We start from the raw sequence: 26995 nt of genomic DNA, 5'->3' as shown, positions 1-26995 counted from the left end.
GAAGTCGTTCCGCGATGGTCGCTATGCATCCGGCCATGCCTTGATCAACGCCGGATAACGGACCTTGGTAAAACCAAACTGACACTTCAGCACGCGGAACACATGTTCCACCTTGGCGCGCACCTTCGATTTCCGTTTGTCTTCTTCGGTCAGTGATGTGTTGCGATAGCTCGGGCACGGGTGAAGTCCTGTGCCTGTAGCGCATACTCTGCAAGCACAGAACCTTGACCACTATAGGCCGAATCTCCCCACATCATGAGTCTTCTCATGGCTCTTCTTTTTATGCCTCTCCTTCCGCTGCTGAACGAACTGAGACGAAGTTTTAAACCATAATTAAAGTAAATTATACAAAAATATTGATTTTTTAAATTTTAGGATTCTAATAACTTAGATTTTTTGCTTGATGTATATAGTAAAATTAAATTACTATTTATAATTTGATAAATATCAAATAACATCATATATGATTTGACGTAAGAAGAATTTCAAAGAGTCCAATGTTTCGTATCATGTAGGCCGAATTTTAAGATAGGGTCTTAGGAAGTTAAAGCGGGTTTAATCTCAACAATTTAAGTATTTCAAGGTAAAGATTATCACGACGATGATTAAAACGATATTCAGTTTCTTTCAGATGCAGATAGAACGTATGTCCGGGTACGCCATTAAATTTGGCCAGCCTTCGTTTTGCATAGCTCCAGAACGACTCAATACCGTTAATATGTCGATCGCCATTCGCAAATTCATTTTCTCCGTGATTCACTCTAAAATGTTTGTCGGAGCCAATATCAACCAGGCCGTCATATCCCCTCCAGCCATCCGAATGAATGATGGTAGCGGGTTCCACATGCCCTCTGATGATGCCTTGCAGCGTGGCTTTGGAACAGTCTGGCACGATCTCGGTATACACTTTACCTTGCCGTTTCAGCAACCCGAACACAATCGTTTTACCATAGGCACCTCGCCCGCGTTTACCTCTTACACGATGCGCCCCAAAATACGATTCATCCACTTCTACAGCGTCTTTAAGTGGAGTAGCAACCTCGCAGTCTTCAGCCATGCGAAGACGAATTCCAAGGTAGATGCTGTTTACAGACCGTACCGAGATTCCAATCAACTTAGCTGTATTGGTAGCAGTAAGATCGAGTGCAAAACATTGCACAAGTTGCCTGAATTTAGCCTCGCTGATTCGTGAACGGACATAGTATCTATTTTTATTAACCATATTAGGAGGTTAGCACATTTTATAATGCGCTTAACTTCCTAAGACCCTTAAGATAAAGTGCAATTTGGAGTAACGCAGATCAGATGGGGAGAATAGGGTAGCTTCCGAGCCTTTTTGAATCGCCCCGGGTTTCGTGGAGACTAATTGGTCAAAGTAAAACAGTCTCTACAGACTACATTATGATTTCTCGATAATATTGTTCTTCGGCCTCAGCAGCCGTCGTATCGACAATCTATCTCGCTACAATTGCCATTAACTTACCCCCATCCCTCCCCCAACGCCTCCGTCTGCTGCAATACCAGTTCCACTGCTGCATCCTGCTGGTCCGGGGGATACTTGTATTTGCGCAGTATGCGCTTGACCATCAGGCGCAGCCGGGCACGCACGCTTTGCCCAGGTTGCCGGCAGCGGAACTGGAAGCGGCAGTGCTGCAGCAGTTGCGTAATATGATGCGCCAGCCTGTAATGATCAGTGAGATCGTGCCACAGGCGGTTGCTCTCAACGATCAGCTGGATGAAGCACAAATTACAGTGGCGATGACACGACTGGACGTGATCTGGGATCAGCTGTTCCCGGCAGAGCAGCAACGCATCGTGCAGTTGCTGGTGGAAAAGGTGATTGTGTCTCCGACCAATATTGAATTGCAATTACGGGCCAATGGCATCGGGCAGGTGGTGAAAGAAATCAAGCCGGTCAGAGAAATTGAGGAGGCACTGGCATGAGTGCCATCCGAGTTGCGGGCAAGACAGAGGTTGCGCCCTGCAGTGATGGGAAACTGACGCTGCAGATTCCGATCCAGATCCGGCGCTGCAGTGGATGCAAAAAAATAACCTTGCCAAATGGAGTAATCGGCATGCCACAAAAACTATCCAGGCCCACGTCAATGCAGCAGGCACTGGCGCGTGGTCATCGCTGGCTGGCCATGCTGGAATCCGGGGAGGTGAAAACCCTGCGCGAACTGGCAATCCGCGAGGGGGTGGACAATAGTTATGTCAGCCGGATGATCAATCTTACGATGCTGTCCCCGTATATAGTGGCTGCGATTCTGGATGACAGCTTGCCGGACCATATTACGTTACTGGAACTGGCAGCGGATCCGCCATTGGTGTGGGAGAACGTCCCGGTAATGGATGTAATCTGTGCAACTCATTCCTTCGCTCCCGCATGAAATCATGAATGTCCCCACCAGACAGAGAATACCATGCCTCAATTAATTGAACATATCGACGCCATCGCCCGTCAGAAACAGTGCGATGTACTTTTTCTTAAATTCCTCGATCCGGAAAACCTGGAAGGGAAAGTTAAACCCAGTTCCGTTTGGCATTGGGCATCATCGGCAGACCGGCAATCAGTCATCGAGTGGTTCAATCGTAACCAGATCCATTGGCAACCATGCGGCTCGTTTGCCGATGAAAATTCCATGACATCCTATGCCGGGCAGGTTTACATTGATGTGCCGTTCGAAGAAACAAACCCGGTATATCAAAAAGTCCTCAATTATTTGGAAAATCCCGATGGGAGTCCACGTTTCCCAGGCGTTTTGCTATTTCTTTTGCCACTTGATGTTGCCATGAAAAACGCTCACCACGACGAGCCAGGATTCTGGGATCGAAGGGCTGAGAATTTTTAAACACGAACCTATGCTGATCAGGCAGTCCGTTTGGCAACATAACAGGCCAGCAATGCTGCGCCCTCAATGCGGTTGGTGCGTCCCATGCCCCGGGATCGCACCCAAGTACACTACTGGTTAACCTGCTATCATATTGGTTTCAAATAATTTATTTAACTCCTTGAATTTCTCAAGATTACACATACACTGAGTATGCATCCCGTACCCAGCAAAACTGGAAACAAAGAAACGCAAATCGATATTTTTTGGAACAATTATGTTGTTCAATTCAGACATGAGTGAAACACTGCGTGGATTATGATTGGCTAACAAAAATATCACTTCCAAATCTTCTTGAGCAAGCTTTACGACGTTTTCGTTGCCAGCAGTGCCAAATCGGATTAAGCCAAGATCCCTTAATTGTTTGAACATTGACTCTACTTCAGATAAAAATGGTTTAAATTTTTCTTTGTCCTCAAAAAATTCCGCAATATCTTCAAGATGATCTATTAATCCAGATTTTCCACCGATAGCCCGGTCTCCATATTTCATTTCAATCAAAGCTAAACGACAATTACTGCCGTCGCTTCTATCTTTAGCGAGCCACTGTATGGCTAAAAGGTCAAATCGCGCTTTTAGCCCGGGCTGGGTGTACTCAATGTCTGCAATGAAGTATTCTGTTTCGTTTGAAATACCGGAAGCGTTATTTTCACGGGCAACCAATTGTTGAAACTCACGTTCATGCTTGTCTTTAACGGAACCCAAATAAATATCAATGGCAAGCTTCAATTTCGGAATGGCATTCACCCATGCTTTTACACAATCTTAATTGTCAAGTGTGATTTTCTGGAATTTTTTAATTTCTTCTCTGAGAAACTCAGTTCGCTGGCAGATGTAATTCAAACTGAACTTGCCAGAAAAACAGCCATCATTTTCTCTAATCTCAATTAAATTCCCACCCCGATAATAAATATTGATGTATTTACCCCGAAGAGCCAACATCAGGGTTTCGTCATGTTTTACGCGCTCCAGGATCGGTTTCAACAGACCATTCTTTAAAGCGTCCATAAAAGGTTGAGAAATTTCTCTGGAATATTGTTTACTATCTTGATCATTATTTTCTGTCATATCTAACTTTCGTTTTGTTTATCCCTCTTTTAATCACCATCCGCTACGGCGATTAGAACAATCAATTTGATCAATCGTTTTCCCAGGCTTTGCGATAACACCGCAATACCTCGTAAGCTACATAATGCAAGTCCGTCATTTCGATCAATGTCTGAGTTTGTTCGCCATCGTAGTAAACTTCTTCTGAAATGCATACTTCAGCGTTGGAATATCCCTTGATCTGCTCCAGATGCCAATCGTCGTCCTGGAACATGAGCGACATGGTCGCAACGCGGTTTCCATGCAAATCTCGTATGGAGAAAGCCCTTATGTATCCATCCCTGCATAATTTTTCATAGCTGCCTACACAGTGGTTCATTACGCGTCCCTCATGGCGCAATGCCCAGGAACTGGTTATTGGAATGATCTGATACATCCCCATCTCATGCGCCTGCAAGACAGATTCCCACAGATATACACGCCTTTTCTTTTTCCCTGCCCTGCCGAGGCCAAAAATAGCGTTTAATTCATCCGCCTGTTCCTGACTAAGCCCTTGGTCATTCATACTAAACCCCCCACCATTCTGCATCATTCTTGTAAAGAACATTAGAAAAAAGCGCTTCATATTTCTCGGGTGCGAAGCTATGTATCGGAACCAGTGATTTGGGTGAAATCGCACTGGAGAAACGTTTTAGATCAACAGGGCTGGCATGGCCGGATGTATGAATCCGGGTCAACGGAATGTCATGTTTCTTTAACCATGCTGTAATCTGGCAATATGCACCTTCTTTCAGATACCCTTCCCATTGCGAATAAACAAAACTTGCCCCGCACAGGCAGTCAGCTTTCTCCAGGTCAGCCATCAATAAGGGGCGGAACAGGGCAACGTATTGCGATGAAGTCTCGCCAATTTTATTTAAATAGATACGATTTTTACTGTGCCTCTCAAGCAGATCGAACCACCCATTCCGCTTGATCAGTCTTCTTTGGCATTCTGGAACATAGAGCGCCACTCCTGGCCATGAGGATTGAGGAATGCTGTTATTGCCAGTTGCTTCAAGAATGGCCGCCGCATAGAGGTCGATCAGTAACGTCCTTCCGCTGCGCTTGCATGCCCGATAGATACTGACAATACGGTCAATGTTCTGGGCGGAAGCATGAACCATTGCCAAGCCGGATGTTGCTTTAAAAGATGCTACAAATTGATTTTCCAGTTCCTGCTCGGTCGGGAAAGTAACCTCATCATCAAGGCGGGAAAGCGATGATCCTTCCATCAACAGCACGTCCACGTCTTCAGGTGGATCTTGAATTATTTTCTCAAACAGACCAGATTTGCGCCCATGGGCACGGAAATCACCGCTATAGAATATGCGCTTGCCATTCGCTTCAATCAACAGCGAATAAGCATCGAATGCTGAATGATCCATCAGATATGGGGTAATCCTGAAAGAGCCAAGCTGGGTAGGTTGCATGTGTTCAAGGTTTGGCCCGTTCAGTGGCGGAAGTATTTGCCGGGTAAACGGTACAGCGGCCCGGATCAGGTTTTTGCCAGCGGCCCCCATGGCGACTGGAACTCCGCCTGGCATGTGATGCATTAAGCCATAGTGATCTATGTGCGGATGCGAGATGACCACACCCATGAGGCTTTCCATATCGATGGATGGGACAAGAGACACGTCTGCAGCATTTCCGCCCAGAGGCAAGCCATAATCGATAGCAATACGCTCACCATCATTTTCGATCTCAACACAGGTTCCCCCGATTTGTTTCGTGCCACGATGTATTCGAACATTCATGTTTTTCTCTTAGATAGTAGTGCGAGTGGAACATGATAGAAGGTGACTAGCTCACAGGATGAGCCTGTAGAAATTATTTGCAAGCAACTGGTCCAAAACCGGCAACGATTCCTATCTATTCACACAGTGAAAAATCGGCCTAAAACTCAGTTCAGCCTGGTCAAAATTCGACGTTGTTAACTGGTAAAATTTGAGTACTGATTAATAGTCTTAATATAATGCATTGTAACTTAACAATAATTCTGTCTGGAGAAGAAGAAAAGGTTAGAAGACGCAAAAGCCAGTTATAAAGACAAGCACCAATGTGGTGCTCAATCACCGAAAGAGGACATCATGACTACACAAACCTTCGTACCCACTTCTGAATTAATCCAGCAGACCCCCTGCGTGCGCTCTTTGGGGCAGACCCAGAACCAGGCGACTGTCCGCGAGCTTTTCGAGGCTTCGGCATGTGACCCATTCGAAGGCGGAGATGGCGGAGATGCAGGCAGCATTGAGTCGCCATCAATATGGTTATTCGGCATAGAGCATGGAGTTGAGCGCAACATTGAGAAAAATCCTGATGTTACGCATGATGAGCGGGACTACTCTATCGACAAGCAGCTCGGCTATCGCTTCAACCGGAATGCATTCAAGTTATTTGCAGCCATCCATGGCAAGCTGGTCGATGACCATGAAGATTTCGCGAAACTCAAGAAGCCATGGGTAAAGGGATCGAAAGGTTATTTAAAGGGGAACTTGTATCCATACCCCTGCCGCAACATTAAGACATGGACTGCGGAGGCTAAACAGGATACCGGATTCGAAGACAAGCGAGAGCTGATCAAGTGGTGCAATGAGCATCGGCTACCTGCTATCGCAGATGCCGTCCGCCACTATCATCCCAAGCTGTTCATCGGTGTAGGCGCCAGCATGGCGAGAGAATTTTCGAAAGCCTGCTTCGGGGATAATACCCCGCTTGAAACCCATCAACTTTCCATCAACGGGCACACCAAAAAAATTCGCTATGCCACGCACAATGGCCGTATCCTAGTTGTGCTGCCACATATCAGCAGCGGATACAACGGACTCAACAGTGATGAATCTCTCCAGGAAACTGGCAACTTCATCGCTACTAAGTTGATGCGTTAAAGGAATCCGTGGAATTGGCCACGCTGGAATGGGTGTCTTGGTTCAACAACTGAAGTTGGAGTTGCCCTACTTTACCCGACACAATTGCGTTCTATCATATTCCATGAAAGTGGATGCACATGGGTCAATACAGGGGTGACTTCCTTCCCCTACCAATACCCCAATCAAACCCTTCATCCAAGTCCGCGTGTAATTCATTGAAATTATGATGTAATAAATCTCTATCTCGCGGACTTCGACTGCCCATGCTCGGATAGGGCTGCGGAGAATAACTGCGCATGGAGAGAAAAAAGTACAAAAATCGTGACAAAATACGCTGACAGGAAGTCCGCAAGAGTTAGCAGGAATCCCCACGGACACGCGGCAATAGGTAAGAAAAAAGGTCAACAGATAACTGTTGACCTTCAATTATTGGTGGGGGCGGCGGGAATTGAACCAGCAACCAATACCCGCCACACATTGTAAATCAATAAGTTACAAATTTTACTAGCGCATTATTCATGCCTTTTAATGCTGTTTTATGTACGAATGTTCAGCATTTTGTTCAGCATTTTAGAAACCTTGTAGACGGTTTATTTAGCCTCTAACAAAGGCATATAACATTACTACTGCTCATGCTCTTCGAGCTATTGCCACGATATTCTTTCATCATGCGCCGCTTTTATCGAGCCTATCGCGATTCAAGTTGGCATACGCCAAATGAATGCTATAAATCAGCTACCACCTGGATCCCCGCCCGGTTCGTTTGTATTCTTTGACGGAATGTCAGCTTCCGGTCTCGCTGGAGCTTGCTTACGATACGGATCCGCCGTATAGAATTTCATTTCGGCACGTGTGAGAATACGATCATTATCGAAGTCCATTTCTTTGAAAAGCTTGTCAAAATGGATAAACGATTCGCTTTCAGAAATCATGCCGTCATCGTCGGTATCAATATCATCGAACATCCTAAAATTCTCCGGTTTTCCGAGATTTGCTTCTTTTCGTTCAATTTTACCCGTCCCGTTAGTATCCATTTCCTTGAAACGCTTAATGAAGTATGCGTTAAACTCGCCATTGGTAATCCCGCCACTGCCATTAATATCAATGGCATCGAACAACCTGTCTTCTTTGTCCCTATCCGTACGCATTATGTCGGCCAATTGGCGTCTATTAGGGTTGTTACCGGCAGGCGGGGTGGTTGCGTAATAATTCGGTTTTCCAGATGTGACAGGGGGAGCAGCCGTGGCATCGCTGGTTTCAGGGATATCATAGTCTGGTATATACCACCCTGCAGAGTGCACCATTGATGCCCCTAATGTAAAGCAAGAAACTATCGCGAGATTAATCACCGTCTTTTTCATGATGAACTCCCTTAATTTAAAATTAATCAATATACCTGAGTAGGCTAGATATCCTTTGCGCCTGCAGGCCTTTATTGAGCCTACTTAACCATCCAAATCGGCAGACTCTGGTTGCAGGATAAGGATCGGGTTATATATTGTCTGTGCGTTACCGCACACTGATAAAGTGGTGTCATTAAAGGTACGATTCGTCATCCCCAAGTCATATGGATATGGTTTTACGAATTCATGCCAGAGCAATGGAATCAATTCGTGTTTTCCTGACTTAAATGTTTTTCTTACTGGATAGGAATACCTGCGGTTTATGGCCAACAGGCGCTGCCAGCAGATCGGCATCGAGATCCTGTTCCCAGGCGCTGAAAATCCATTTCCATGGATGTCAGAACTGATCGACCTGAAAAAGGAAAAGAATTTCTTCGAGACCAGGGTGACAGAATATCAAACCGGTGGGGCGCTGGCGTGGGACTAGCACATATTAAAAAGGTTTTCCAGACCAGAAATGCGCATTATGTACACAGTCCGGGTATAGTTTGCGTACATTTTCTGTTTAGAACGTATGTTCTATTTTGAGTTGTACCATTCCCGCGAGCGGAATTTATCTTCAGCACGCGGGAATATGAGGAATTCAAATTAAGAAGACCAGCATGTATCACAGACCTTTTGAAGTTTTAGTTCGTATCAGTAGTCTTGATAATAAGTAAGTTAAATTACTATAACTGCTGCTGTAACACTTCATGAGATTCGGCAGCTAGCCAGTCGTCCAATTCATGACCCGGTAAAAAGCCACGTGCCTCTGCCATGTAATAGGCAGATTCAGCAATGCGTGACCTCCATTTTTCATTATTTGATTGAAGATCCGGGTCAAATGAGGAAATTCCGGTCGGGTTTATAGCAGCCTTCCTTTTCGTTCTAGTGGGATTCATGTTGACTCCTTTCCTTGCAATTGGAATGACATAATCTTGCTTACAATGCCTTGTCGGACATACTCAACTACGATCTGGCCCAACGTGTACAATAAGCAAGACACCGAACTAGCAGAATATTCCGAATATAGCCTCAGGTCTGTGTGATAGCGCACACAGTCCAAAAATTTTCAGATCGGGACACTGAACGCTGTTTCCAGCTTAATCTGGAAAATTTTGCACGCTGATTTACAATGTATGATCCCCCGTGGATCATACATCCTCTGATTCTGCAAAGCGTTCCGCAAATTCACTTCATGATGCAAAAAGGGTCTGCATATAACGCAGACCCTTTCAATTCAATCTGATCCCACCTTAAAACGGTACCAGCACAGTTTCGCCGTCATTATGCTGAAACATTTTATAGATATCATAAATATGAAGTTCGGTTACCTTGTAGTTCCTACTATAATTTCTCGCACATCGATCGCTGCCGATGGTAATTGCCAAGCGTAAATCAACTCCAGACTTTTTCTGGAATTTATCAAGGATAACGATTGTCAAACGAAAATAATAATTCTAATAGGAGGTCCCAATGAATATTGAAGGATTAGCATTAAATTTATCCAGTACAACTATTACCGTTATTGTAATCATAGCCATCGTTTTATACACCTGGCTCACCAGAGACCAAGAAGTGGTGGACGACAAAGAAGATTAAGGCTGCATTCTTGAAAGCTAAGCAGCCCAAGAAATATCTGAGGTTTGTGGTCAAACTCCGCTGTCAGCAGATCAGATACTGACAACAATTATTTGATTTATATACAAATTGTTCAAAGAATACTGTTAATAATTTAAAATTCTGACTCGGTGTGAGATTCGATAACGCATCGATTATATCTATATACGAATGTTGAGGGTACGTTATAGGGTTATCAACAGTGACATCCCCCATATTCAGGGCATGGGCATTTTTGGGGCATTGAAAATCAAAATGCAAACCAGAGAGAGCCAATTATAAAAAAATTCACTGTCTGGATATTACCCTACCCTACCTCAAAAAATCGCAACACACGCGATTCTGGCAGGTCACCTTTTAGGCAGCCTATCACCCAGGCGCAACCCGCGTAGGATAATCCGATTCTGGACGTGAATTGTAATATCCTCCCCCGATTCGCAGAGCCAAATAATGTGCCCTGGCTCTTATCCGGTTAACCCCCCCTTGATCGCAAAGCGCTTCATACATCAGATCCAGCTCTTCCCGCCAAACCTCATCCAGCAACTTCAGCCGGAGCGCCTGGTAGCCAGCATCATGAAATACAGATGCATAAATTGTCCCAGGATCATCGACCGCGATAAAACTGGCACCGTCCCAGGCGTAACCTTGCCTGACCAGAATCACGCCGTCCACAGAGATCGCAAAATACGGATGGTTGATTAACTTGCCGGGCCGAATGCGTGACTCTGCCACGGCATTTCTACGCAGCTGATACTTATAACCACCTCCGTAATAAATGTGACCCTGGCTGGCCTCTTCCCCGGTTGCAGTGAACTGTACCATGTCGTTCATATCGAAAGCCCCTTGACCATTAAATCACCGATCAGCTGCTTGCATTCATCGCTGACCGGTTGCCGGGAGGCCAATTGCTGGCCACGAATGTATGGCACGGTCATGTAACTCAGAGCGCCCTTGATTTCAGGCTCGAAAGACTCCTGATCATCCGTTCCAAACCGGACGAGTGCCGCTGTCAGGCATTTCCGTGCCGGATCATCGTAGCGAAGCGCCCCAACCTGGACTGCCTGGTCCAGATTGGTTTTCGCAGCCTTCAGGTCTTCGAGGACAAAAGCACCCACGTTGGTGGTGGGCGTATACTTTGCACCGATGGGCTCCTTAATACCTGTGCATCCGGACAGGATCACACAAGCCATCATGATAGTTATCCGTTTCATTATGCACCTCCATTGCTGTCATTTTTTCCTACCATCAATTCCGTTTTGCGCGCGGATCCGCTCGTACTGCCCATCCAGTACGCCACTGCCACAGCAAAAGCCCCCAGCATGGCAGTCACCACCTGCGTGCGCAGCTCTCCCAGCCTGTAGTCATCGTGGAGCATCACAATAAACACCACCGTGGACACAACTGCCACCAGTACCAGTGTCAGCACCTGAACAAATTTCAGATTTTTAGGATTCATTTTCTCCTCCATGATTAATCAGGTTTCAATATTTACTGGTCACGTATGCAGTAATAATGGCAGCCACAGCAATCCAGGCGGCCTTATCGAATATCTGAAAAAACGATCCACGTTTTATCAGCGTCTTTTCAATAGCAACCAGTTTTTGCTCCAGTTCTTTCTGTCTGGCATCGTATGCATCTATTCGCTTGAACAGCGTGATCATCCGTTCTTCCATTCTGGCCAGAGAGATCACGGCCTCAGACAGATCATCAATTTTTGATTCAATCCTTTCCAGCCGTGTGCTGTTGCCTCTAATGACCGAATCACTCATGTTGCATCCTTTCTTGTTAATTATTATTAATCTGGCCAGCCTGTTGAAAAATCATAAGCACGCAGCGCCTCAATCTTTTCCCGGACCGTTCCGGATCCGGCTGCAATCGCATTCACGGCCGCAAAATGCGCTGCTTCGTTATCCATGCACCGGGCCACGCGCTCCCCATGCAATACCGCCAGAGATCCAATCTGATCAGCGGTAAGATTGATGTAATTGCCGTTCGCCCGCTTGACCTTGAACACCCGGGCCGGGGCGGTTTTTGCATACCCAGCCATGGACAGCAGAGACAGCACAAACGGATAGTCCGTACGGAAATTGGTGCCATTCAGTTTGGCCGAGCCATTCATCACTGCATCACGCCTGGCCGTGATCCGGGTTTTGATCTTTTCCAGCACCTCTGCAACCGTTGGCCCAGGCGGTGCGGGCTGCGGCTGCGGCACATTCCCTGCTTTAAGCCAGGCGCGATATTCCTGCCATTCAGCCATATCCCGCGTGATGGCCAGGCCATCCGCGATACGGAGCACGCCGCGCGGAGCAAGCCGGTACATCAGGCTGTCTTCCTATATTTGTAATAGACATAAGCTGTCCCGGTCGTGCTCACCCTGGCCTGTATCTGTAAAGAGGTCTTGAATGGAATTTGCGACAGCGCAATCGTCGTAAATGATGACGTGTTCAGATACAGGCCAACCGCCGCCTTGGCTGCCCAGTTGCTTGCAGATGGGTCCAGGCTGAAATCCGCCAAAGTAACCCCATCCACAATCAACTTCAGGTAACAGAGCTCCTGATATATAGCCAAGGCACAAAACTCCAGCACACCCTTGCCAGAGTAATTGACAATATCCACAAAGCTGGTTGAACTGGTTGTGCCATTATCCAGACCGCTGATGCTGCCTAGATTGATCGTTGTAACATTGGTACTGGCACCCGGATTGGCAGGAACCAAGGCACTTGGGGAAGCCAGATATGGATCCGTATTTTGCGCTGCATTATCCAGTTTAGCCGCACGGGCATCCGTCCATACTGCATTCGACAAGGCCGTGCTGGCCGGAGCACGGGTGGTGACTGCCGCGTCCAGATTGTCGATTTTCGCTGCCCGGGCGGAGGTCAGCCGGTCGATCAGGGTTTTAAGTTTTCCGGGCACTCCATACAAAATCGCAGACATTGTTCTAACTCCATGTGGTGGCTGTCACCAGCCCGTTTGCATCCCAGGTGATCGTTTCCGTGCCGATCACATCCCAATTCGAACCGCTGTCAGACGAGAATGAATACACAGCCACCGTGACATTCCCATCCTCGCCGCCGGTCGTACCCCAGGTCAGCGCAACCTTCAGCCAGTCAGTGGATTTTTTGAAGTAGATAATCGCTGGCTGCTCGGCCGTACCGCCGGACTTGCTGAAATCCCATCCGGGATAGGCCCCAAGAATGACTCCGTCACGGATGGCCGCCAGATTGTCACGAATGGACTGCATGGCCTGCGTGCCATTCTGTGTGGCACCGTCCGGTTTCGATTTATCAAAAGCTGTATAAGTCAATTAAACCCCCTGCCACAACCATCTGAAATCGCTGGCAATCAGGTTGCCAGCCGCATCAAAAACATACACATCAAACGTGGTCGGAGTGGCAAGCACGATGTTGTCCACCACCGCCATCCGCGCCGTGGTGCCCTCTGGGGTAACCGTCAGCCGTTTCACGGCCACGTACTGATTTTCCAGAGTAATGGTTACCGGCCCCAGGGCGCTGCTGGATCCTGCGCCCACTTCGTCACGCGGGATGGCGTCGAGGCGGATTTTTTGCGTAGGAACCGTGACCTTCAGTGTTGAGGTGGTCAAGGCTTCGTGCTTCAGCCGTGCAAAGCGGGCATTCTCTTTATGGGACAAGCCACTTAAATAGGACCATGCAGCCCCGTCACTGGAAAACCCAATCGAGCTGGCGATACTGCCGCTGATGGCAGCCACATCTGCCGTACCCGTCCACTGCCCACTCAGCAGCATCGCGAAATCCTCGGATTCCCCCAACCACTCCGACGTCATGCTGTTGTGGTAGGAGGCCAGCGGATTGGTATAGGTATCCATGTTCGAGGAATACTTGGTGTTCCATGCCACACCATCCTCGCTGACCCAGTGCCTCTTGCCGTCAAAAATGTCATATTCCGTCATATTCGTAAGCGTCGGCGTATCGCTATCGACAGACTCCACCAGAAAGGCGGCTGCATCCGAAGTCACCGTGAAGGTCTGCGATGCGGCGGTACCGGAATACAGGCCCACGGAATCGAGTGCTTTGACGTAAATCTTCCAGGTGCCGACCGGAATCAGATCCGTGACCAGGCGCAATGCATCCACCCGGTCAATCAGGGTGGCAGTATCCCAGCTGCCCGCCGTTGGCCCGTAGCGGACTTCATAACGCCAGATGTCCGCATCGGTGGCGGGATCCCATTGCGCATACACCCGTCCACCTGCCTCGAAAACACTGATAGAAGGCACGTCGGATGGCGGCAGGTATTTGCCATCAATATAAACATTTTCCTCTGCAGCCGTACCCACGCTGCCGACCATGCTGACTGCCGCTACCTTGACCACATAGGTCACCAGATCCTGCACGGGAGGCGTGCGATACAGCACGTCCGCGCTGACCGCGCTGTGCACCAGATTGCCCAGCAGATACACTTCGATACGATAGTGGCGCAGGAACGGGAAATCCACAGCACTCCACTGAGCCTTGATGCGGCTGGTCCAGATGCCATTGGCGTTCTGGTAGATTTCCTCGAGGAGCACAAGGCCGGTCACAGTCGGAGCGGTCACCGGATTTGGCAGGCTGGTATCCGCAAAAGTGGGTTCGCTGACCACAATGTCGGTGTACGCTGCCGGGTCATACTCTCGCGCCTTGATTCGGTACCGGCCTGCGGAAATGGATGGCCCCAGCAGCAACACCAAACAGCACAGCCAACACAGGATTCGCAACCAGCAAGCCACCCAATCCAATCGCTGCGCTGGTTAATGACCCAATTGCAGAAATAGTTGCACCGATCCCAGCCACAACCGCGCCACCGACCAGACCGACGGCGGCCGTGCTTGCAGCTCCAATACCAATAAAACCGGCAATTTCTGGGTGCTCAGAAGCCCATTTGCCCAAACCGTCCAGACTGCTGAGCAGACCCTGAACAACCTTGCTGCCTTCAATCGCACTTGCCAGATTGATTTGTACGCTATCCAGCTTTGCGGAGGTAGTCCGCATCATGGTGTCGAATTTTTCATTCACGACACCGGTGGCCTCTCCGGCCTTATTGACGATATTGAAATATTCCTTGAGGTTTTCAGTCTGCGTGGCCAATTGCGCATAACTGCCAGCCTGCACATCCGGGAACAGCTTGGCAATTTTTGCAGCATCGCCGCCGGTAATTTTTTTGATTTCAGCAAGCATGTACCCGATGAAATCACCACTTTGGCGGGCATTCTGTTTCAGTTTTTCGAGATCAACACCAATATCCTTAAATGTATTGGCAGTGCTGCTCGCGTTCAGTTTATCCAGCCAGTTGGCGAGATTATTGGCTGCACTGGATGCATCGCCCGTGCCTTTTCTGGCCATCTGCGCGGCAGCAGCCAACTGCGTCATGGAGGCTTCGCCTTTCGCCCCCAGGCTGGCTGACTTGGCGGTCAGCATGTCCATGTACTGCGCCATGTCCTTCAGTTCAAATGCGCCGGCATCACCCGCTGCGGCCATGACATCCAGCACCTTGGCCACGCGGTCGCCACTGATTTCCATTTTAGAGAAGCTGGCAGAAACGGTGACAGCAATGTCACGAATGCTGGAACTGGTAGCGGTCGCTGCCTTCCCGATTGGAGCCAGCATTTTCAGGGCATCCTGCTCGGAAATGCCTTTCGCCACCATGTCCTGAAACGCGGTGATGAGCTGGGATTTGGTTTGATTGGTCTGCTTTGCGATCTGATCAAGCGCAAGGCTCCATTTCCCAGCAATGGCCTCTGCAGCCGCGCCATTGATACCGGCGGTGCTGGCAATGCCGAACAGAGCCTTCTGTGCATCAATGGAAGATTCCACCACGCTTTTAAGATCCAGACCCAGCCTGGAAAGCCCGGCATTGGCGGCCAGACCCATGGCTCCGATGCGCAGACCTGCCGCTTCGAAACGGCTGCCGATCTTGTCCGCTTGGGAGGCAAACTCCTGCAGTTCACGACCGGCACTGGCCAAAGATCCAGAAAGGTCATTTTTTGCGGTCAGGGTTACGGTAATCTTGTTGTCAGCCATGATTGATCACTTAACTTGATTTTTGCATGACGCCTAGAGCGGCGTTTTCCATCACCATAATGTCTTCAAAAATTGCCAGACGCTTCTGTTGTTCGATATTATATAAATCAAATACAACAGGAATGGAACAGTAATTGATTCCTGTCCTGCCGTTAAAACCGGTAATCCACTGCGTACGCAAACTGCAAAAAATCTGGAAAGACTGCCAGTGTTCTGGCCAGATCAGAATTTCCTCTTCCTCATCATCAAGGTCATCGCGGGTCAGGCCGAGCGCTTCCAGCTCTGCATCAGAAGGGCCGCGCGTGCCCGACTACAGTGCACGCGCAGCCGTTTCTAGTTTTTTGTTTTGGATACCGATACTTCAGCCAGATACTTGTCCAGGATCGCGCGGGCCGCTCCAGGATAATTTTTCAGCAGCTTGGTAAATGACTCCGGAGAAAATTCCGCATCCACATCTTTCCAGCCACAAACAATTTCCTGCAAAGATTCATCATCCTCACGAGAGGGCAGGGATTCCATAAAATCCTTGATCTGGTCACGGTCCTTGAAAATAAAATCAAACTCCAGAATCGCGTCCTTGGATGCTCCAGGGACAGGGATAGGTACTTTTGCCTTGAAGGTACGGTTTTGATCCAGCTTAAACATTGTGTAGCCCTTTTTTATTGATTAATTAACATTGATTTTTATACATGGTTGCCCTGCCTGGTGTAACCTCCACCAGGCAGAATCACTGCAGTACAGTTACGCCGCGTACCGGGTCGGGGCCGAAGCGAAAGACGTATCCACCTTGGCGGTCAGCGCCTCGTTCTTCGCGATATTCGGCACATCCTGGATGGACCAATACGCATTCGCGTACAGTACGGACCCGTTCGGGAAAGACATCTTGAGTCCTGCAACGCGGGATGCATCTGCAGCTGCCTTGACCACAGGAACATACGCAAGGGCAGGGTCGTCATACACTTCCACACTTACAGATACCGCGCTACGGATGGTCGGGATTTTCTTCTCGACGTCATCCTCAATTGAGGTGATATCCGCAAACTGTTGCTCTCCGCCGGAAGCGCTGATACTCTTTTTCTGGGAAATTTCCGTCCACCCGGAAATTTCCCGGACCGATCCAGTGCCGGATCCAGGCGGATAAACATCTGTATCAGACGTATCGATGTCTTCCAGCACCGCAAGGTATGGGCCAGCTCCGGAAATAGAACCCACTCGTGCCAGACGATTGTTTAATCTTCCCCAGCCGGAAGTAATCTCGACCACATCGCCGATGGCAAGGCCGGGATCGGATGCAAAGCTGAGCTCACACTGCGCTGCATTGCTGGCAGCGTTGAATGCTTTTGATGCGCCATAACCGTTCGCGATAGACATCATCGTTCTGGTTGCTAAAGTAATAGGCATTTTTTAATCCTTTCAAAGTTTAAGTTAATAATTCAGGGGATGAAGAATGGGTGAAGCATGGGATGCGGTACCGCATGCGCTTGACCCCGACAGGAAGATCGGCATCCTCAAATGCGATGCGCATTCCGGTATAAACCGGATAGAGCAGCTGACCGTCGACGGTAATTCCGGCAGCCAGCACCGGCTCCACTTCCAGAGATATCTGATCCAGCGCATCGTCCAGAGCAACGCCCAGCTTCGCGCAGGCCTCGACGATGCAATACACTTCCCGCTGCAGAATCCCGTCGACCTGCTCGTCTGCTTCTTCCTCATCCATCGAAATCCGCAAGGCAGGCACCTCCGCTTCGGTCAGCGGATACACCCGGTTGGCAAACACGTTCGAGCCGGTTGTTGCCAATCCAGCCAGGGCAGCCACCAGCGCATCACGAATTTGCTTATGGATATGTGGAGCTGGCATCAGGCTTTCTCCAGCAGCAGGCGCGTCATTCCGGTGCCGTCCGGTTCGACGGATCGCACCACATAATCCACACCGTCGATCGCAATTTCCGCACCGAACAACAGGCTATCCAGATCAGAGGACTTGCCAAGGCAGGACGGCCGGGATGCGCTGATGTCGAATGGAGATGCATACTGGTTATCAAAAATGACATTCACCGTGACCGATCCAGGCAAAACGGCCGCCACGGCAAACTCATCAAGAAACACATCCGTATCTTCCTCGAAGGCCATGGCTTATCCTTTCGCCCCGCCATTGGCGTCCACTGGCATTTCTGCTACTGGATCTGCCAGATCAGTGTTTTCCGCCTCAATCACGGCTTCCGCCACGCCCTGGTGAATCAGGACATCGGCTTCTTCGTCATCGATATCAGCAGCATCCCCTTCCCGATAGCAATCCACTCCATGCCATACCGGTGTCAGAAATTGGATCTTCATGGCTATGCAACCGCAGTGGTAATCAGGTATCCGGCGGATGCGGAGGCCAGAACCGGAGCTTCTGCACGGGTGACCGGGTAGATCCACGACTTCGCATTTCGGTCGTAGTACGGCTCTTCTACCAGCGGATAACCGTTCAGGTTGTAGGTGTAACCATAGCTCGGAGCGCCCATATCGGCGACACTGCCCAGCTCGGTGTATGCCACCACCACAAACTTGCCCCAAACATCGGTAAATGCAGTACCTGCATCATTGGAATAAATGGCTCCGCCGACCAGCACGCGCTGCACATCAAACAGCGCTGCCAACAGCTCTACAGTTACCACATCCCGTCCGGTGTACTTGATCCGGTCGATAATGACCGGATGATTTTTGAGTGCAGAAAATACTTTTGCCCCCATGACAATGGTATTGGGTACCTTGCCGGTAGCAGCACGAACGGCTTCCTTCGCCGTCTCAATCACCCGGGTGGGCTGGCTCACGCCGGTGTAATCCGACCATTGCGCGGTAGAGGTCAGCGTGGTTTTATTGGCTGATGCATAGCTGCCCGCAGCGCAGGCAATGTCCGCTGCCTGTTTTTCCAGGCGCAGTGCCATGATGGCCTGCACCCGGTTAATGGCAAGGGCAGCATGATCAATGCCTGGGCCGTTCAGACCTTCCTGCAGGTTTTCAATGGGGACGGTACCCTCCAGACTGTAATCGGACAGGGCATAGTCACCCGCGCTGTAGCCAAACGACACGCGCTTGGTGTTTTCCCCAGGGGCGCGCCCTGCGTTGTACAGCATGAAATCTTCTTTGCCGAAAGTGATGATCTTCCCGCCACGCAACGGAACATTCACCTGTGGGAACAGGGCGGACGCAACCATCCCTGGGTGTTTGTAGCCCTGCGCAACGGACGATAGAACCGGATCGATCACTCTGGATGCGGCTGGATTCAATAATGGCATTTTTTATCTCCTTAATTCGGAATGAGCAGAATTTCGACTTGTTCCCCGGCTGCAGCTGCATGCAGGGCACGCCCAATCGCAACCCCGGCAGATTTGGTGACCACCTGGGTAACATCGGTATGGACTTCAACCTGCGCACCGGCCGCGATGTTGCCACCAGCAATGCCTATTACAGTACCCAGTACCGCAACCGGAACGCGTTCGCCAGAAGCGGCTTCGATTGTGGTAAACCCGACCGCATTGCCAGCTGCGGTAGCGGCCGCACCGGCGGCGGTCACCGGCTGGAACTGCGCCAGATCGGCGCCTGCGGTCAGACCAATGACCAATAAGTTTCTTGCAGATGCGGGCATGTTATTTCCCTCCTTCAATCAGTTTTACAGCGGTGATGTAATCGGTACCGGGATGCGCGGCCATGTACGCCTTGGCCTGGGCATCCAGTTCCGCTCGGGTAAGCTGCTTATCCTCGATCGCAGGCGCCGGGGTCTGCACCACTGGCTGGGGCGCGTCACTGGCCAGGCTTTTCGCCATGGCGGCACGGGTGGATTTTTCAGCGGCTAGCACGGCTTGTGCTGCATCGCCTGCGGTCGACTTGCCATCGAATTTCATGCTGTTGATGAGTGCTTCGTGGCCCGGGATCAGCTGGCCTTCAACAGCCTGGATACGGGCGCGTTCAGCGGTCGCACCTTCCGCGCGGAAATGTTCCGCAATGTCAGGATGCTCGGCTGCAATTTGTTCTGCAGTTGGATTTGGCATTTCTGCTCCTTGTTTTTTCGGTTGGATGGAACGTGCAACACCGGCACGGGATAAACCGCTTTCGCGGTCGTGGTTGAGCTGCACGACCAGATCGTCCAGGGTGGAAACACCGTCCACGAGGCCCACATCGATCGCTTGCTGCCCGATGAAAATACGGCCGTCGGCCATTTTTTCGAGTACGGTATCCGTGGAAACTCCACGGTGTCTGGCGACAGCAGACACAAACAGCGAATAGGTGTAATCCACCTGATCCTGCATCGTCTGCCGGCCTTCCTTGGTTAGGGGTGCATAGTTGCTGGCAATGCGCTTGTACTGTCCGGCGAAGATTTCCGTGGTTTTTACGCCGCGCGCTTCTTCTGCTTTGGAAACATCTGTGTGCGTGGCCACCACGCCGATGCTGCCGACCACGGTAGTGTTTTCTGCGATATAAACCGCCTGTGCTGCGGAGCCAATCCAGTACGCAGCGCTTGCCATTGTGCCGCTGGCCAGGGCAACCACTGGCTTTTCCGCATTGGCCACGATGGACGCCAGTGTCTCTGTACCATCCACCGTGCCGCCGGGGCTGTCGATCAGCAGAATGACGCTGTGCGCTGCCGGGTCATTCATGATGTCGCGCAGGTCGCGTGCAATCAGCTCGCTGGAAGATCCGCCGCTGACCTGGCTGAACAGGTTCATGCGCTTGGCAATCACCCCTTCGATCGGAAGGATGGCCACCCCATCCTGGATGAAATACCGCAGCTGCTGGTGGTTCAGCGGGCGGCCCATTTTGGCTTCTACCGAGGCAATATCAATCTTGTCGCCACGGAGGTGGGTGGCATAGATGGCCTGGATTTCCAGCAGCTTGGCCGGTTCGATCGCCCAGGGAGCGGTGAGAATGTCGAGCAGTTTCATTTAATCGTCCCCTTCGGTTTTTAATGGCGTTCCATCTTCCATTGGCTGGGATGGGCTGCCTGCAGGCTGCACATAAATTCCATCGCGTTTTTCCGCATTGATTTCTTTCACGCGCTGCTCGTGCTTCTGCTCCCAGTCCACACCATCATGCAGGATGCTTTCAGCCTGTTTTGTGCTGATACCGAGACTCACCCGCTCCCTGGCTGCAAGCACTTCCTTGACCGGATCAATGGAGCCGGGACCGTCGCCAGTCCAGATCGCCGCACACCAGGCAGCGCGAACCACGTCATCTGTAAAAAATCCGGGTGCATGGATGCGGCCTTCGGCAATTTCTTCCGTCAGCCATAATTCAAAAACGGGCTGACACAGCATCTTGGCCAACAGGTCGCGTTTGGATCGGAAGGATTTCCATGCAATCAGCAGGGCGGCGCGGGAGGCGCTGTAGCTGCTCTGAAAATGCATGACCAGCACTTCGTAAGGCATTTCCAGAGCCATGCCGATCTGACGAACCATGGCAATCCAGAAAGGATCAAAGTCAGGATTGGGGCGTCCCGGGGTTGGGGATTCGGATTTTTCACCAGGCAGCAGGTTGACGGCCTTGCCGGATTCCATTTCGCCGGACCAACTCATTGCATTATTGAGAATAACGCCCTTGGCATCCTCGTCATACAGGGTGTCGAACGCTTCCGGATCCATCGTGATAAAGGTGGCGGTCAGGCCGGAAGCCACGGCCGCGTTCAGTTCCGCGTCTGCCCATCTGCCCAGCTGTTTGAGCGGTTCCAGAATAGGGGTGATCCAGGGCACGCCACGCAGCTGGCCGGGCCGCAGCGGCTTGAAAATCGGGAGCACATTGCGGCGGCCAGTCGCATCACCACGTGCCGCGACACGTTTCCAAGCATTTTTGCTATTGACTGCATAGGTACCGCTTCCTGGATGCTGTTTCGCAATGTGGTAAGCGATAGCCTCCCCGGTATCCGGTTTAATTTCGATGCCACAAACTACAGTTTCCGTGTCCATCGCGCGGTCGGGATTGCAGACGCGGTCGGCTTCAATGACCTGCAGGGTAAGTCTGGCAGGCTTTCCGGTTCTGGATATCCGTGGGGTCAGTACAAAACAGTCGCCGGATTCCAGAAACGACCGGAATACCAACTCCTGAATTCCATAAAAATCCAGCTGCCTGCTGACATCGCAGTCAATGGATTCGGCCCAGGCCTTGAACCGGCGCTTGACATCGTCCTGCCACTCTTCCGCCTGTTCATCGTCCAGGCCAAGAAATTCTGCGTCGATCGCAGGGGTGTAAGTAAGGCCGGTGCCGACAACATGGCTGACTGTAGAATTCAATGCGCCCAATGCAACCGGCGCATTCCGCATCTGGTCACGGCTGCGCGCGCGCAAAACAGGGAGGTCTGGAATCGTGTCCGCGTTCGCGGATCCCGCAATCGGGGTCCAGCGGGAAAGCTGGGCGCGATCAATGCGAGCGCCTGTATAGGACCCGGAAATGGCCAGCTGATTGCGTGACTGGATGCGCCGCACTGCCATGCCTGGCAAAACGTAGGCGATTGCCCTGTCCAGCAGGTTGGGTGCGGTCAGGGCTGGTAATCTTGATAGTGACTTATCACTCATCTTAACCACCTGCCACTATTGTACGACTGCGGCTGCGACCGGAGGCCTGGCGGCTCAGGTTCTTGACCCGAGCATCCCAAACTTCAATTCCAGAACGGATTTCTTTCAGGTCAGCACGAGTGAGCATACGCCCGGCGAGCTCATAGCGCTGCGATTTCAAAACCGCAGTTTCTGCCGCCAGATAGGCGGCCAGCTGTGCTTCAGCTTGTGCTAGGGTAATTCCGGCCATGTAACGCTCCTGTTATGGAGCTCACTGTACGGAAATTACCTTTTCTCAAATAGGGCAAAATGAGAAGACTTTAGAAAATAAAAAACCCGCCGAAGCGGGTGTGGTTATCTGAATTTATTTTATTCTTCTTAAGTGACCTGAAGACGCCGGTGGCGGAGGAATGTCAGTACTTGGATCGGGTTTATAATTATCTATAATTGAAAAAAGTTCTTTTGCCGCACTTATCTGTATGGCAACATTACTATTTGGAACATCTTCCCGAATCCGATAATCTGCAGTAATTCTCCGAACATGCATTGTTTTTATTTTTCCTCCGATCTTGCGTTCTATTGAGCAAGATTTGCCTTGGTTTAATTGAGTTATATACTGTTTGTGCATGCCGGCATCACCCAACATCTGCCGTTCTGGTTTTATAAATTCACAGGCACGATGATAAGCGGCATAGTACGCTCTGGAAATTACATTTCTTTGCGTAATCTCATCAGAATGATGACTTGCCAATTCTAATGCATGTTTTAAAAGATCGTCTGGTGTGACACTCATACAGATTCGCAAGAAAAATACAGAAAGTCATCAACAGGAGAGTATGGCTGATTGGCTATGGCATCAATCATTGCTGATTCTGCAAGGCATATGGAATCAACATCCCCCTGAATAAAAAATTTATAAATCATGATCCCATCCCATTCGAATCGATCAGCGCTGCGCGGAACCATTCCAGATTGGCGCAGGGCGCGAGAAGCAAGTTCAATACGGGAAGCTACATCTTTCCATACTACTTTATGCTCTTTCATAATTTCTTCAAGCCAAATCAATCTTTCTTCCCACATGGCTTCATCAATTGGCTGAGAGAGCAATTTCATATGTGACATTAATTTACGGGCGCCATCAACATCAAAAGCAGTGAAATGATATAAAAATGCATTATTTACTACAAATAAATCATCCGGAACAAGCTCCATTAGTTCATCAATTATTTTTACAGCATCTATATGACGATGCAGATTACTGAGTACGACTGCATACTTGAGCAAAGTATCCACAGTTCTTCCGCTATGCGCAAAGGCTGCTTTAAAAAGTCGATCAACTTCATTGAAATCTGAACGAAGCGCAGCAACCACTCCTAGAACAATGCATGCATCTGTATATTGCCCATACGCCTTCATTTTATTAGCTTCAATAATGATCTCTTCGATTCGCTCATGATTTCTTCCATTAACGATCATTTCATTAATCGATTGAATAATCTCATTAATTTTTTTACGCGGCGTCGGGGAGCTCATGAATATGTACGGTTTGTATACTGCAACATCAGTTAACTTTACATTTTTTTGCAAGGCAAATTATAAGCCCACTCTTATACCCCGTGTGTAACATTGTTCATAAATTTATACACACAAAAAAACCGCGAACGGAATTTATTTTCCGCTCGCGGTTATACTTCCCTATCCCACCAGCTCTACACCCTGGGCGAATCCGGGCTTCCTGTCAAACTCATGGGTTGCTAAACCGGCCCCCGGTTTTCATCAAGCGGTACAGCGTTGCCTGGCTGATTTTGTGTTTTTGCACAATTTCCTTGGTCGGCATGTTGCTGAGGCCATCTTTAAACACATTGTTACGCTGCTCGTGGGTCAGGTGCTTTCTGCGCTTCGGCACAAACCACCTCTGCCCTCCGTACTCCCTTCGCACTTCATCTTCCACCTGGTGAACCAGATCATCACTCATGCCAGGCATGACCTCTGCCACCCGCTGCAGGATAACTGTCACGATATCCGGTTCCCGGTTATCCATGCCGGAATCACCCACGCCGCAGTCCGGAAAGAGAAATGCGGCCTCTGGAAACAGCCGCCTTTTTTTGAGCATAAATGACAGCCGCAGGCTGCTGTGGCGCTTGTGGCTGCGGCTTTGGTTGCGGTTTTTCTTCCCGACAGCTCACCGGCGAGCCGTCCAGCGGTTTCTTGGATAGGCGCATGGCAGCGGTCGCATAGACCATGCAGTCCAGCGCCTCGTTCCTCGGGCGCATCTGAATCCATTCCTGAAATGGTCGCGTGCCGCGCACCTTGGTCACCAGCTTTTCCGCGGCCAGCTGGGCAAAATACTCGTCATCAAACGCCGGATCATTCGTAAAATGGATATACCCCGGCCCGACCTCGGTCAGTTTTAGCCTCGAATACAGCAACGCCTTGCCCTGATCCACCCCCACCGGTTCCACATGGGCTCCACGCTTGGTGCGGTTGCGCAGGCGTTGACGGCGCTTTTTTTCGTCTTCGATAAGCGGCCGGTTGGTTCCGCTCACTCCCTTGATTGCAAACGCCCAACGGCGCTTCGCAGTAAATGCATAGACGTGATCAGTGTTGTAGCCACTGTCAATGGCAGCGGTGTGCACATTGGCACTGGCCAAGGTCTCCCCCAACTCCGCCCACACTTCCGGCTGCGCGGTGTCACCCTGCAGGATCACATGATCCAGCACCCAGGCTTCCTCACCCATTCCCCAGCCAACCAGCGTCACTTCCAGGCGGTCTTTCTGCACGTCCACGCCAGCCGTGATTAATGCAATTGGCAGGTTTTCCGGGTAATTTTCCAGGCGGGAAATCAGGGCAATGTCTTCTATGCTGTCGCCAATTTCCTCCCAGCATTCGCCCAGCGTGGTGTTAATAAACCGCTTCAGGTTGGCGGTATCGTCATGCGCTTCCTTCCATTTTTTCCAAAGCTCTGGCCAGCTGAACCCTAATCCAAGCGGCGAATACAGACCAGACAGCTGGTAACCACGCACCGGCCTGCCCGGATGCTGCGGGATCCGGAATGCGATGCACGTCAATAAGCAACTTATTTTGATAAGCGGATTTAAAAATGTACAAATACATCAAAAACGAAAATAAATCGCATGATGTTTTTCGTATAAACATAATTTCGTACATGCTTAATTGCCATGCAGATGGCAAGTCAATTCTCGCTGTGGACATGAAGACATTTTCCACCGCCAAAGAAAAGCATAGGTATAAATCAAACCAGTTATGTAGGGTTGCATCTGACTTAATTGAGCGCGGATTAATAAAACGAATATACCAAGGAAGATATGAAGTTGTTAATGAATCTGCCTTAAAAAAAGAGTTACAGAATGATTTGATGTTTAACGGATTTTTTGGAGAAGAAAAAGAATCAAACCAAGATCTATTGCTGGATATTTTGTACCCATGCCCAAGCGAAAAGACATTCCGCATTAATGTTCTTCGGCACATAGTTAATCTGCATATTCAGAATTTACCAATTCGTGCAGTCGAACTTAAAAGATTTAGCACATATAAAAAACAAGACGGTGGTTATAGAGGTGTTTCAAGAATATTTAAGGTACTTCTGGATTTTTGTGCAATTAAAAGAAGTGTGATCTACGGGGGTCGACATCTCTACTATGTAACAGACCTGGCGTTTATCAAGGAAATGCTGTGTGATCTTGAGCAATCCAATGGCTTCCCGGTTTCATATCCTGGACTGAAGCGAAAAATAAAAATCATAGAGCAGGCTGAAATGCCATTGAAAACCGGAAAGGTAAAAGTAAAGCCAAAGAAAGAAAGTCCAAGCCCTTGGTTCAAGCCACCACCAGCATGGCTCGGTGCGCTGGATGCAGTTATGGGTAATTTGGGGAGGTAATCGAAAGGATTAAAGATGTTAGTCATCGTGATAATAGTTCTTATCATTTCAATAGCATGTAGTGTTTCTTCATTATTTTTTGTATTAGAAATGACAAGGGATGTCGAAAAGCTCAAGATGGGACAAGAAAAACTTGAGAGATATGTATCAGAAATACAAGAACAAATGTATTAATAGAAAGTAGAAATCATGACCGAACAGCATCAGAAAACCCATCTCGTCAGCCTCAAAAAAGCCGCTGAATTGTTAGGGATAAGCCAGGCAACATTTCACCTGATCTGCAAATGCACTCACGGACCAACAACTGCAGCTGACTCAAGCGACTATATCTCAATATTTGGACTTGAGATATACAAAAAGAACGCAGTCACGGACGGGATTTTCTTCATACCAGAGCAGCCAGTGAAGCAAAAGAAATTTTGTGCCGAAGCGCAACGTGACGGCCTGAAATTTGAGTTTTATGACAACGATGCCGGATGGATACCACTAGAAAATTCACAATTTGGATTACCAGTCCGTTATTACCGAATACCACGCCAGCCAATTCCGTTTGCGTGGATAGTTTAAAAGGGAAGCCATGATACAAAAAGGAGTAACCATCCATGGTCAAATATAAAACTATCTTACAGTTCGCTCGTGAATCCGGATACACAGAACATGCGATTAGGAGCAAAATCGCAGAAGGTGTC

The 26995-nt window shown here is 49.4% G+C and carries 39 protein-coding genes and 2 pseudogenes; 8 read left to right on the top strand and 33 right to left on the bottom strand.

The genetic code is table 11. The annotated features are described in order from the left end of the window. Positions 1-39: 39 nt before the first annotated feature. The 3 genes and pseudogenes from KJA68_RS10880 to KJA68_RS07135 all read right to left on the bottom strand — a co-directional run. Positions 40-141: pseudogene (locus tag KJA68_RS10880) on the bottom strand (IS5/IS1182 family transposase); the annotation flags it as partial. 403 nt (positions 142-544) lie between these two features. Further along, entirely contained in the window at positions 545-1222 is a 678-nt protein-coding gene (locus KJA68_RS07140; RefSeq protein WP_213036258.1) for an IS1595 family transposase, read from the bottom strand. Between the two features lie 257 nt (positions 1223-1479). Continuing rightward, positions 1480-1608, bottom strand: coding sequence for a type I restriction enzyme endonuclease domain-containing protein (locus KJA68_RS07135; RefSeq protein WP_213036257.1), 129 nt, complete (start codon positions 1606-1608; stop codon positions 1480-1482). Positions 1609-1611: 3 nt separating this feature from the next. Between KJA68_RS07135 and KJA68_RS07130 the strand changes: the two genes are divergently transcribed. From KJA68_RS07130 to KJA68_RS07120, 3 genes are read left to right on the top strand one after another with little or no spacing between them, the layout of a single operon-like run. Continuing rightward, positions 1612-1944: a hypothetical protein gene (locus KJA68_RS07130; protein ID WP_213036256.1), complete on the top strand. Its 333-nt coding sequence runs from the start codon at positions 1612-1614 to the stop codon at positions 1942-1944. Beyond that, positions 1941-2390 carry a LacI family transcriptional regulator gene (locus tag KJA68_RS07125; RefSeq protein WP_213036255.1) on the top strand — a complete coding sequence of 150 codons (450 nt, stop codon included), beginning with the start codon at positions 1941-1943 and terminating at the stop codon, positions 2388-2390. Before KJA68_RS07130 ends, KJA68_RS07125 begins: the two co-directional genes overlap by 4 nt. Positions 2391-2423: 33 nt before the next feature. Continuing rightward, complete coding sequence (locus KJA68_RS07120; protein WP_213036254.1) at positions 2424-2852, top strand: hypothetical protein; 429 nt, start codon at positions 2424-2426, stop codon at positions 2850-2852. A 117-nt stretch (positions 2853-2969) separates the two neighbouring features. On the opposite strand, the gene KJA68_RS07115 is transcribed toward KJA68_RS07120, so the two are convergent. The 4 genes from KJA68_RS07115 to KJA68_RS07100 all read right to left on the bottom strand — a co-directional run bounded on the left by KJA68_RS07115 (position 2970) and on the right by KJA68_RS07100 (position 5734). After that, positions 2970-3638 (bottom strand): hypothetical protein, encoded by a 669-nt coding sequence (locus KJA68_RS07115; RefSeq protein ID WP_213036253.1) that lies wholly within the window; start codon positions 3636-3638, stop codon positions 2970-2972. Between the two features lie 18 nt (positions 3639-3656). After that, positions 3657-3959 (bottom strand): hypothetical protein, encoded by a 303-nt coding sequence (locus KJA68_RS07110; RefSeq protein ID WP_213036252.1) that lies wholly within the window; start codon positions 3957-3959, stop codon positions 3657-3659. 70 nt (positions 3960-4029) lie between these two features. Next, positions 4030-4503, bottom strand: coding sequence for a PcfJ domain-containing protein (locus KJA68_RS07105; protein ID WP_213036251.1), 474 nt, complete (start codon positions 4501-4503; stop codon positions 4030-4032). Between the two features lies 1 nt (position 4504). Then, entirely contained in the window at positions 4505-5734 is a 1230-nt protein-coding gene (locus KJA68_RS07100) for an MBL fold metallo-hydrolase (RefSeq protein ID WP_213036250.1), read from the bottom strand. 333 nt (positions 5735-6067) lie between these two features. On the opposite strand from KJA68_RS07100, the gene KJA68_RS07095 reads away from it, so the two are divergent. After that, complete coding sequence (locus KJA68_RS07095; protein ID WP_213036249.1) at positions 6068-6865, top strand: hypothetical protein; 798 nt, start codon at positions 6068-6070, stop codon at positions 6863-6865. A 713-nt stretch (positions 6866-7578) separates the two neighbouring features. Here KJA68_RS07095 and KJA68_RS07090 read toward each other — a convergent pair. Further along, positions 7579-8208, bottom strand: coding sequence for an EF-hand domain-containing protein (locus KJA68_RS07090; protein WP_213036248.1), 630 nt, complete (start codon positions 8206-8208; stop codon positions 7579-7581). 289 nt (positions 8209-8497) lie between these two features. Here KJA68_RS07090 and KJA68_RS07085 point away from each other — a divergent pair. Further along, positions 8498-8677, top strand: a pseudogene (locus KJA68_RS07085) (ribonucleotide-diphosphate reductase subunit beta); the annotation flags it as partial. Between the two features lie 241 nt (positions 8678-8918). Here KJA68_RS07085 and KJA68_RS07080 read toward each other — a convergent pair. Next, positions 8919-9131: a DUF2934 domain-containing protein gene (locus tag KJA68_RS07080; RefSeq protein WP_213036247.1), complete on the bottom strand. Its 213-nt coding sequence runs from the start codon at positions 9129-9131 to the stop codon at positions 8919-8921. A 574-nt stretch (positions 9132-9705) separates the two neighbouring features. On the opposite strand from KJA68_RS07080, the gene KJA68_RS10975 reads away from it, so the two are divergent. Continuing rightward, positions 9706-9831 (top strand): hypothetical protein, encoded by a 126-nt coding sequence (locus KJA68_RS10975; protein ID WP_281412151.1) that lies wholly within the window; start codon positions 9706-9708, stop codon positions 9829-9831. Between the two features lie 387 nt (positions 9832-10218). On the opposite strand, the gene KJA68_RS07075 is transcribed toward KJA68_RS10975, so the two are convergent. From KJA68_RS07075 to KJA68_RS06960, 24 genes are all read right to left on the bottom strand, one after another. Further along, entirely contained in the window at positions 10219-10680 is a 462-nt protein-coding gene (locus KJA68_RS07075) for a hypothetical protein (protein ID WP_213036246.1), read from the bottom strand. Next, positions 10677-11060 (bottom strand): hypothetical protein, encoded by a 384-nt coding sequence (locus KJA68_RS07070; protein WP_213036245.1) that lies wholly within the window; start codon positions 11058-11060, stop codon positions 10677-10679. The genes KJA68_RS07075 and KJA68_RS07070 overlap by 4 nt, the downstream gene beginning before the upstream one ends. Continuing rightward, on the bottom strand, positions 11060-11305 hold the full coding sequence (locus KJA68_RS07065; RefSeq protein WP_213036244.1) for a hypothetical protein: 246 nt from the start codon (positions 11303-11305) through the stop codon (positions 11060-11062). The genes KJA68_RS07070 and KJA68_RS07065 overlap by 1 nt, the downstream gene beginning before the upstream one ends. Positions 11306-11330: 25 nt before the next feature. Next, positions 11331-11618: a hypothetical protein gene (locus tag KJA68_RS07060; RefSeq protein WP_213036243.1), complete on the bottom strand. Its 288-nt coding sequence runs from the start codon at positions 11616-11618 to the stop codon at positions 11331-11333. Between the two features lie 26 nt (positions 11619-11644). After that, a complete protein-coding gene (locus KJA68_RS07055) occupies positions 11645-12169 on the bottom strand; it encodes a DUF4376 domain-containing protein (protein ID WP_213036242.1) in 525 nt (174 codons plus the stop codon). Continuing rightward, on the bottom strand, positions 12169-12783 hold the full coding sequence (locus KJA68_RS07050) for a hypothetical protein (RefSeq protein WP_213036241.1): 615 nt from the start codon (positions 12781-12783) through the stop codon (positions 12169-12171). Before KJA68_RS07050 ends, KJA68_RS07055 begins: the two co-directional genes overlap by 1 nt. 4 nt (positions 12784-12787) lie before the next feature. Continuing rightward, positions 12788-13153: a hypothetical protein gene (locus tag KJA68_RS07045; RefSeq protein WP_213036240.1), complete on the bottom strand. Its 366-nt coding sequence runs from the start codon at positions 13151-13153 to the stop codon at positions 12788-12790. Then, the gene (locus KJA68_RS07040) at positions 13154-14578 is read right to left on the bottom strand and encodes a phage tail protein (protein WP_213036239.1); all 1425 of its coding nucleotides are present in this window, start codon (positions 14576-14578) and stop codon (positions 13154-13156) included. Further along, entirely contained in the window at positions 14487-15881 is a 1395-nt protein-coding gene (locus KJA68_RS07035) for a phage tail tape measure protein (RefSeq protein WP_213036238.1), read from the bottom strand. Before KJA68_RS07035 ends, KJA68_RS07040 begins: the two co-directional genes overlap by 92 nt. A 10-nt stretch (positions 15882-15891) precedes the next feature. After that, on the bottom strand, positions 15892-16146 hold the full coding sequence (locus KJA68_RS11115; protein ID WP_420887633.1) for a DUF1799 domain-containing protein: 255 nt from the start codon (positions 16144-16146) through the stop codon (positions 15892-15894). Positions 16147-16214: 68 nt separating this feature from the next. After that, a complete protein-coding gene (locus KJA68_RS07025) occupies positions 16215-16526 on the bottom strand; it encodes a phage tail assembly chaperone (RefSeq protein ID WP_213036237.1) in 312 nt (103 codons plus the stop codon). 96 nt (positions 16527-16622) lie between these two features. After that, on the bottom strand, positions 16623-17282 hold the full coding sequence (locus KJA68_RS07020) for a phage tail protein (protein WP_213036236.1): 660 nt from the start codon (positions 17280-17282) through the stop codon (positions 16623-16625). A 19-nt stretch (positions 17283-17301) separates the two neighbouring features. Continuing rightward, positions 17302-17739 (bottom strand): hypothetical protein, encoded by a 438-nt coding sequence (locus KJA68_RS07015; RefSeq protein ID WP_213036235.1) that lies wholly within the window; start codon positions 17737-17739, stop codon positions 17302-17304. Then, positions 17739-18011 carry a head-tail joining protein gene (locus KJA68_RS07010; protein WP_213036234.1) on the bottom strand — a complete coding sequence of 91 codons (273 nt, stop codon included), beginning with the start codon at positions 18009-18011 and terminating at the stop codon, positions 17739-17741. The genes KJA68_RS07015 and KJA68_RS07010 overlap by 1 nt, the downstream gene beginning before the upstream one ends. A gap of 3 nt (positions 18012-18014) precedes the next feature. Beyond that, positions 18015-18215 (bottom strand): hypothetical protein, encoded by a 201-nt coding sequence (locus tag KJA68_RS07005; protein ID WP_213036233.1) that lies wholly within the window; start codon positions 18213-18215, stop codon positions 18015-18017. A gap of 2 nt (positions 18216-18217) precedes the next feature. Next, on the bottom strand, positions 18218-19162 hold the full coding sequence (locus KJA68_RS07000) for a major capsid protein (protein WP_213036232.1): 945 nt from the start codon (positions 19160-19162) through the stop codon (positions 18218-18220). A gap of 11 nt (positions 19163-19173) precedes the next feature. Then, on the bottom strand, positions 19174-19512 hold the full coding sequence (locus tag KJA68_RS06995; protein ID WP_213036231.1) for a capsid cement protein: 339 nt from the start codon (positions 19510-19512) through the stop codon (positions 19174-19176). Position 19513: 1 nt separating this feature from the next. Then, the gene (sppA, locus tag KJA68_RS06990) at positions 19514-20806 is read right to left on the bottom strand and encodes a signal peptide peptidase SppA (RefSeq protein ID WP_213036230.1); all 1293 of its coding nucleotides are present in this window, start codon (positions 20804-20806) and stop codon (positions 19514-19516) included. After that, positions 20807-22429, bottom strand: coding sequence for a phage portal protein (locus tag KJA68_RS06985; RefSeq protein WP_213036229.1), 1623 nt, complete (start codon positions 22427-22429; stop codon positions 20807-20809). 1 nt (position 22430) lies between these two features. Beyond that, complete coding sequence (locus KJA68_RS06980; RefSeq protein WP_213036228.1) at positions 22431-22658, bottom strand: DUF6148 family protein; 228 nt, start codon at positions 22656-22658, stop codon at positions 22431-22433. 114 nt (positions 22659-22772) lie between these two features. Beyond that, entirely contained in the window at positions 22773-23201 is a 429-nt protein-coding gene (locus tag KJA68_RS06975; protein WP_213036227.1) for a hypothetical protein, read from the bottom strand. Beyond that, on the bottom strand, positions 23198-23941 hold the full coding sequence (locus tag KJA68_RS06970; protein WP_213036226.1) for a hypothetical protein: 744 nt from the start codon (positions 23939-23941) through the stop codon (positions 23198-23200). The genes KJA68_RS06975 and KJA68_RS06970 overlap by 4 nt, the downstream gene beginning before the upstream one ends. Before the next feature lie 211 nt (positions 23942-24152). Then, a complete protein-coding gene (locus KJA68_RS06965) occupies positions 24153-24449 on the bottom strand; it encodes a hypothetical protein (RefSeq protein WP_213036225.1) in 297 nt (98 codons plus the stop codon). A gap of 7 nt (positions 24450-24456) precedes the next feature. Next, positions 24457-25476: a terminase gpA endonuclease subunit gene (locus KJA68_RS06960; protein ID WP_213036224.1), complete on the bottom strand. Its 1020-nt coding sequence runs from the start codon at positions 25474-25476 to the stop codon at positions 24457-24459. 32 nt (positions 25477-25508) lie between these two features. Here KJA68_RS06960 and KJA68_RS06955 point away from each other — a divergent pair, with 32 nt between their 5' ends. Then, the gene (locus KJA68_RS06955; RefSeq protein ID WP_213036223.1) at positions 25509-26306 is read left to right on the top strand and encodes a hypothetical protein; all 798 of its coding nucleotides are present in this window, start codon (positions 25509-25511) and stop codon (positions 26304-26306) included. 189 nt (positions 26307-26495) lie between these two features. After that, a complete protein-coding gene (locus KJA68_RS06950; protein WP_213036222.1) occupies positions 26496-26873 on the top strand; it encodes a hypothetical protein in 378 nt (125 codons plus the stop codon). Positions 26874-26995: the final 122 nt, after the last annotated feature.

The sequence above is a fragment of the Candidatus Nitrotoga fabula genome (assembly GCF_905221025.1).
Classification (GTDB): domain Bacteria; phylum Pseudomonadota; class Gammaproteobacteria; order Burkholderiales; family Gallionellaceae; genus Nitrotoga; species Nitrotoga fabula.
Note: the sequence above shows the minus strand (reverse complement) of the source record. Positions and strands in the feature narration are given on the sequence as shown.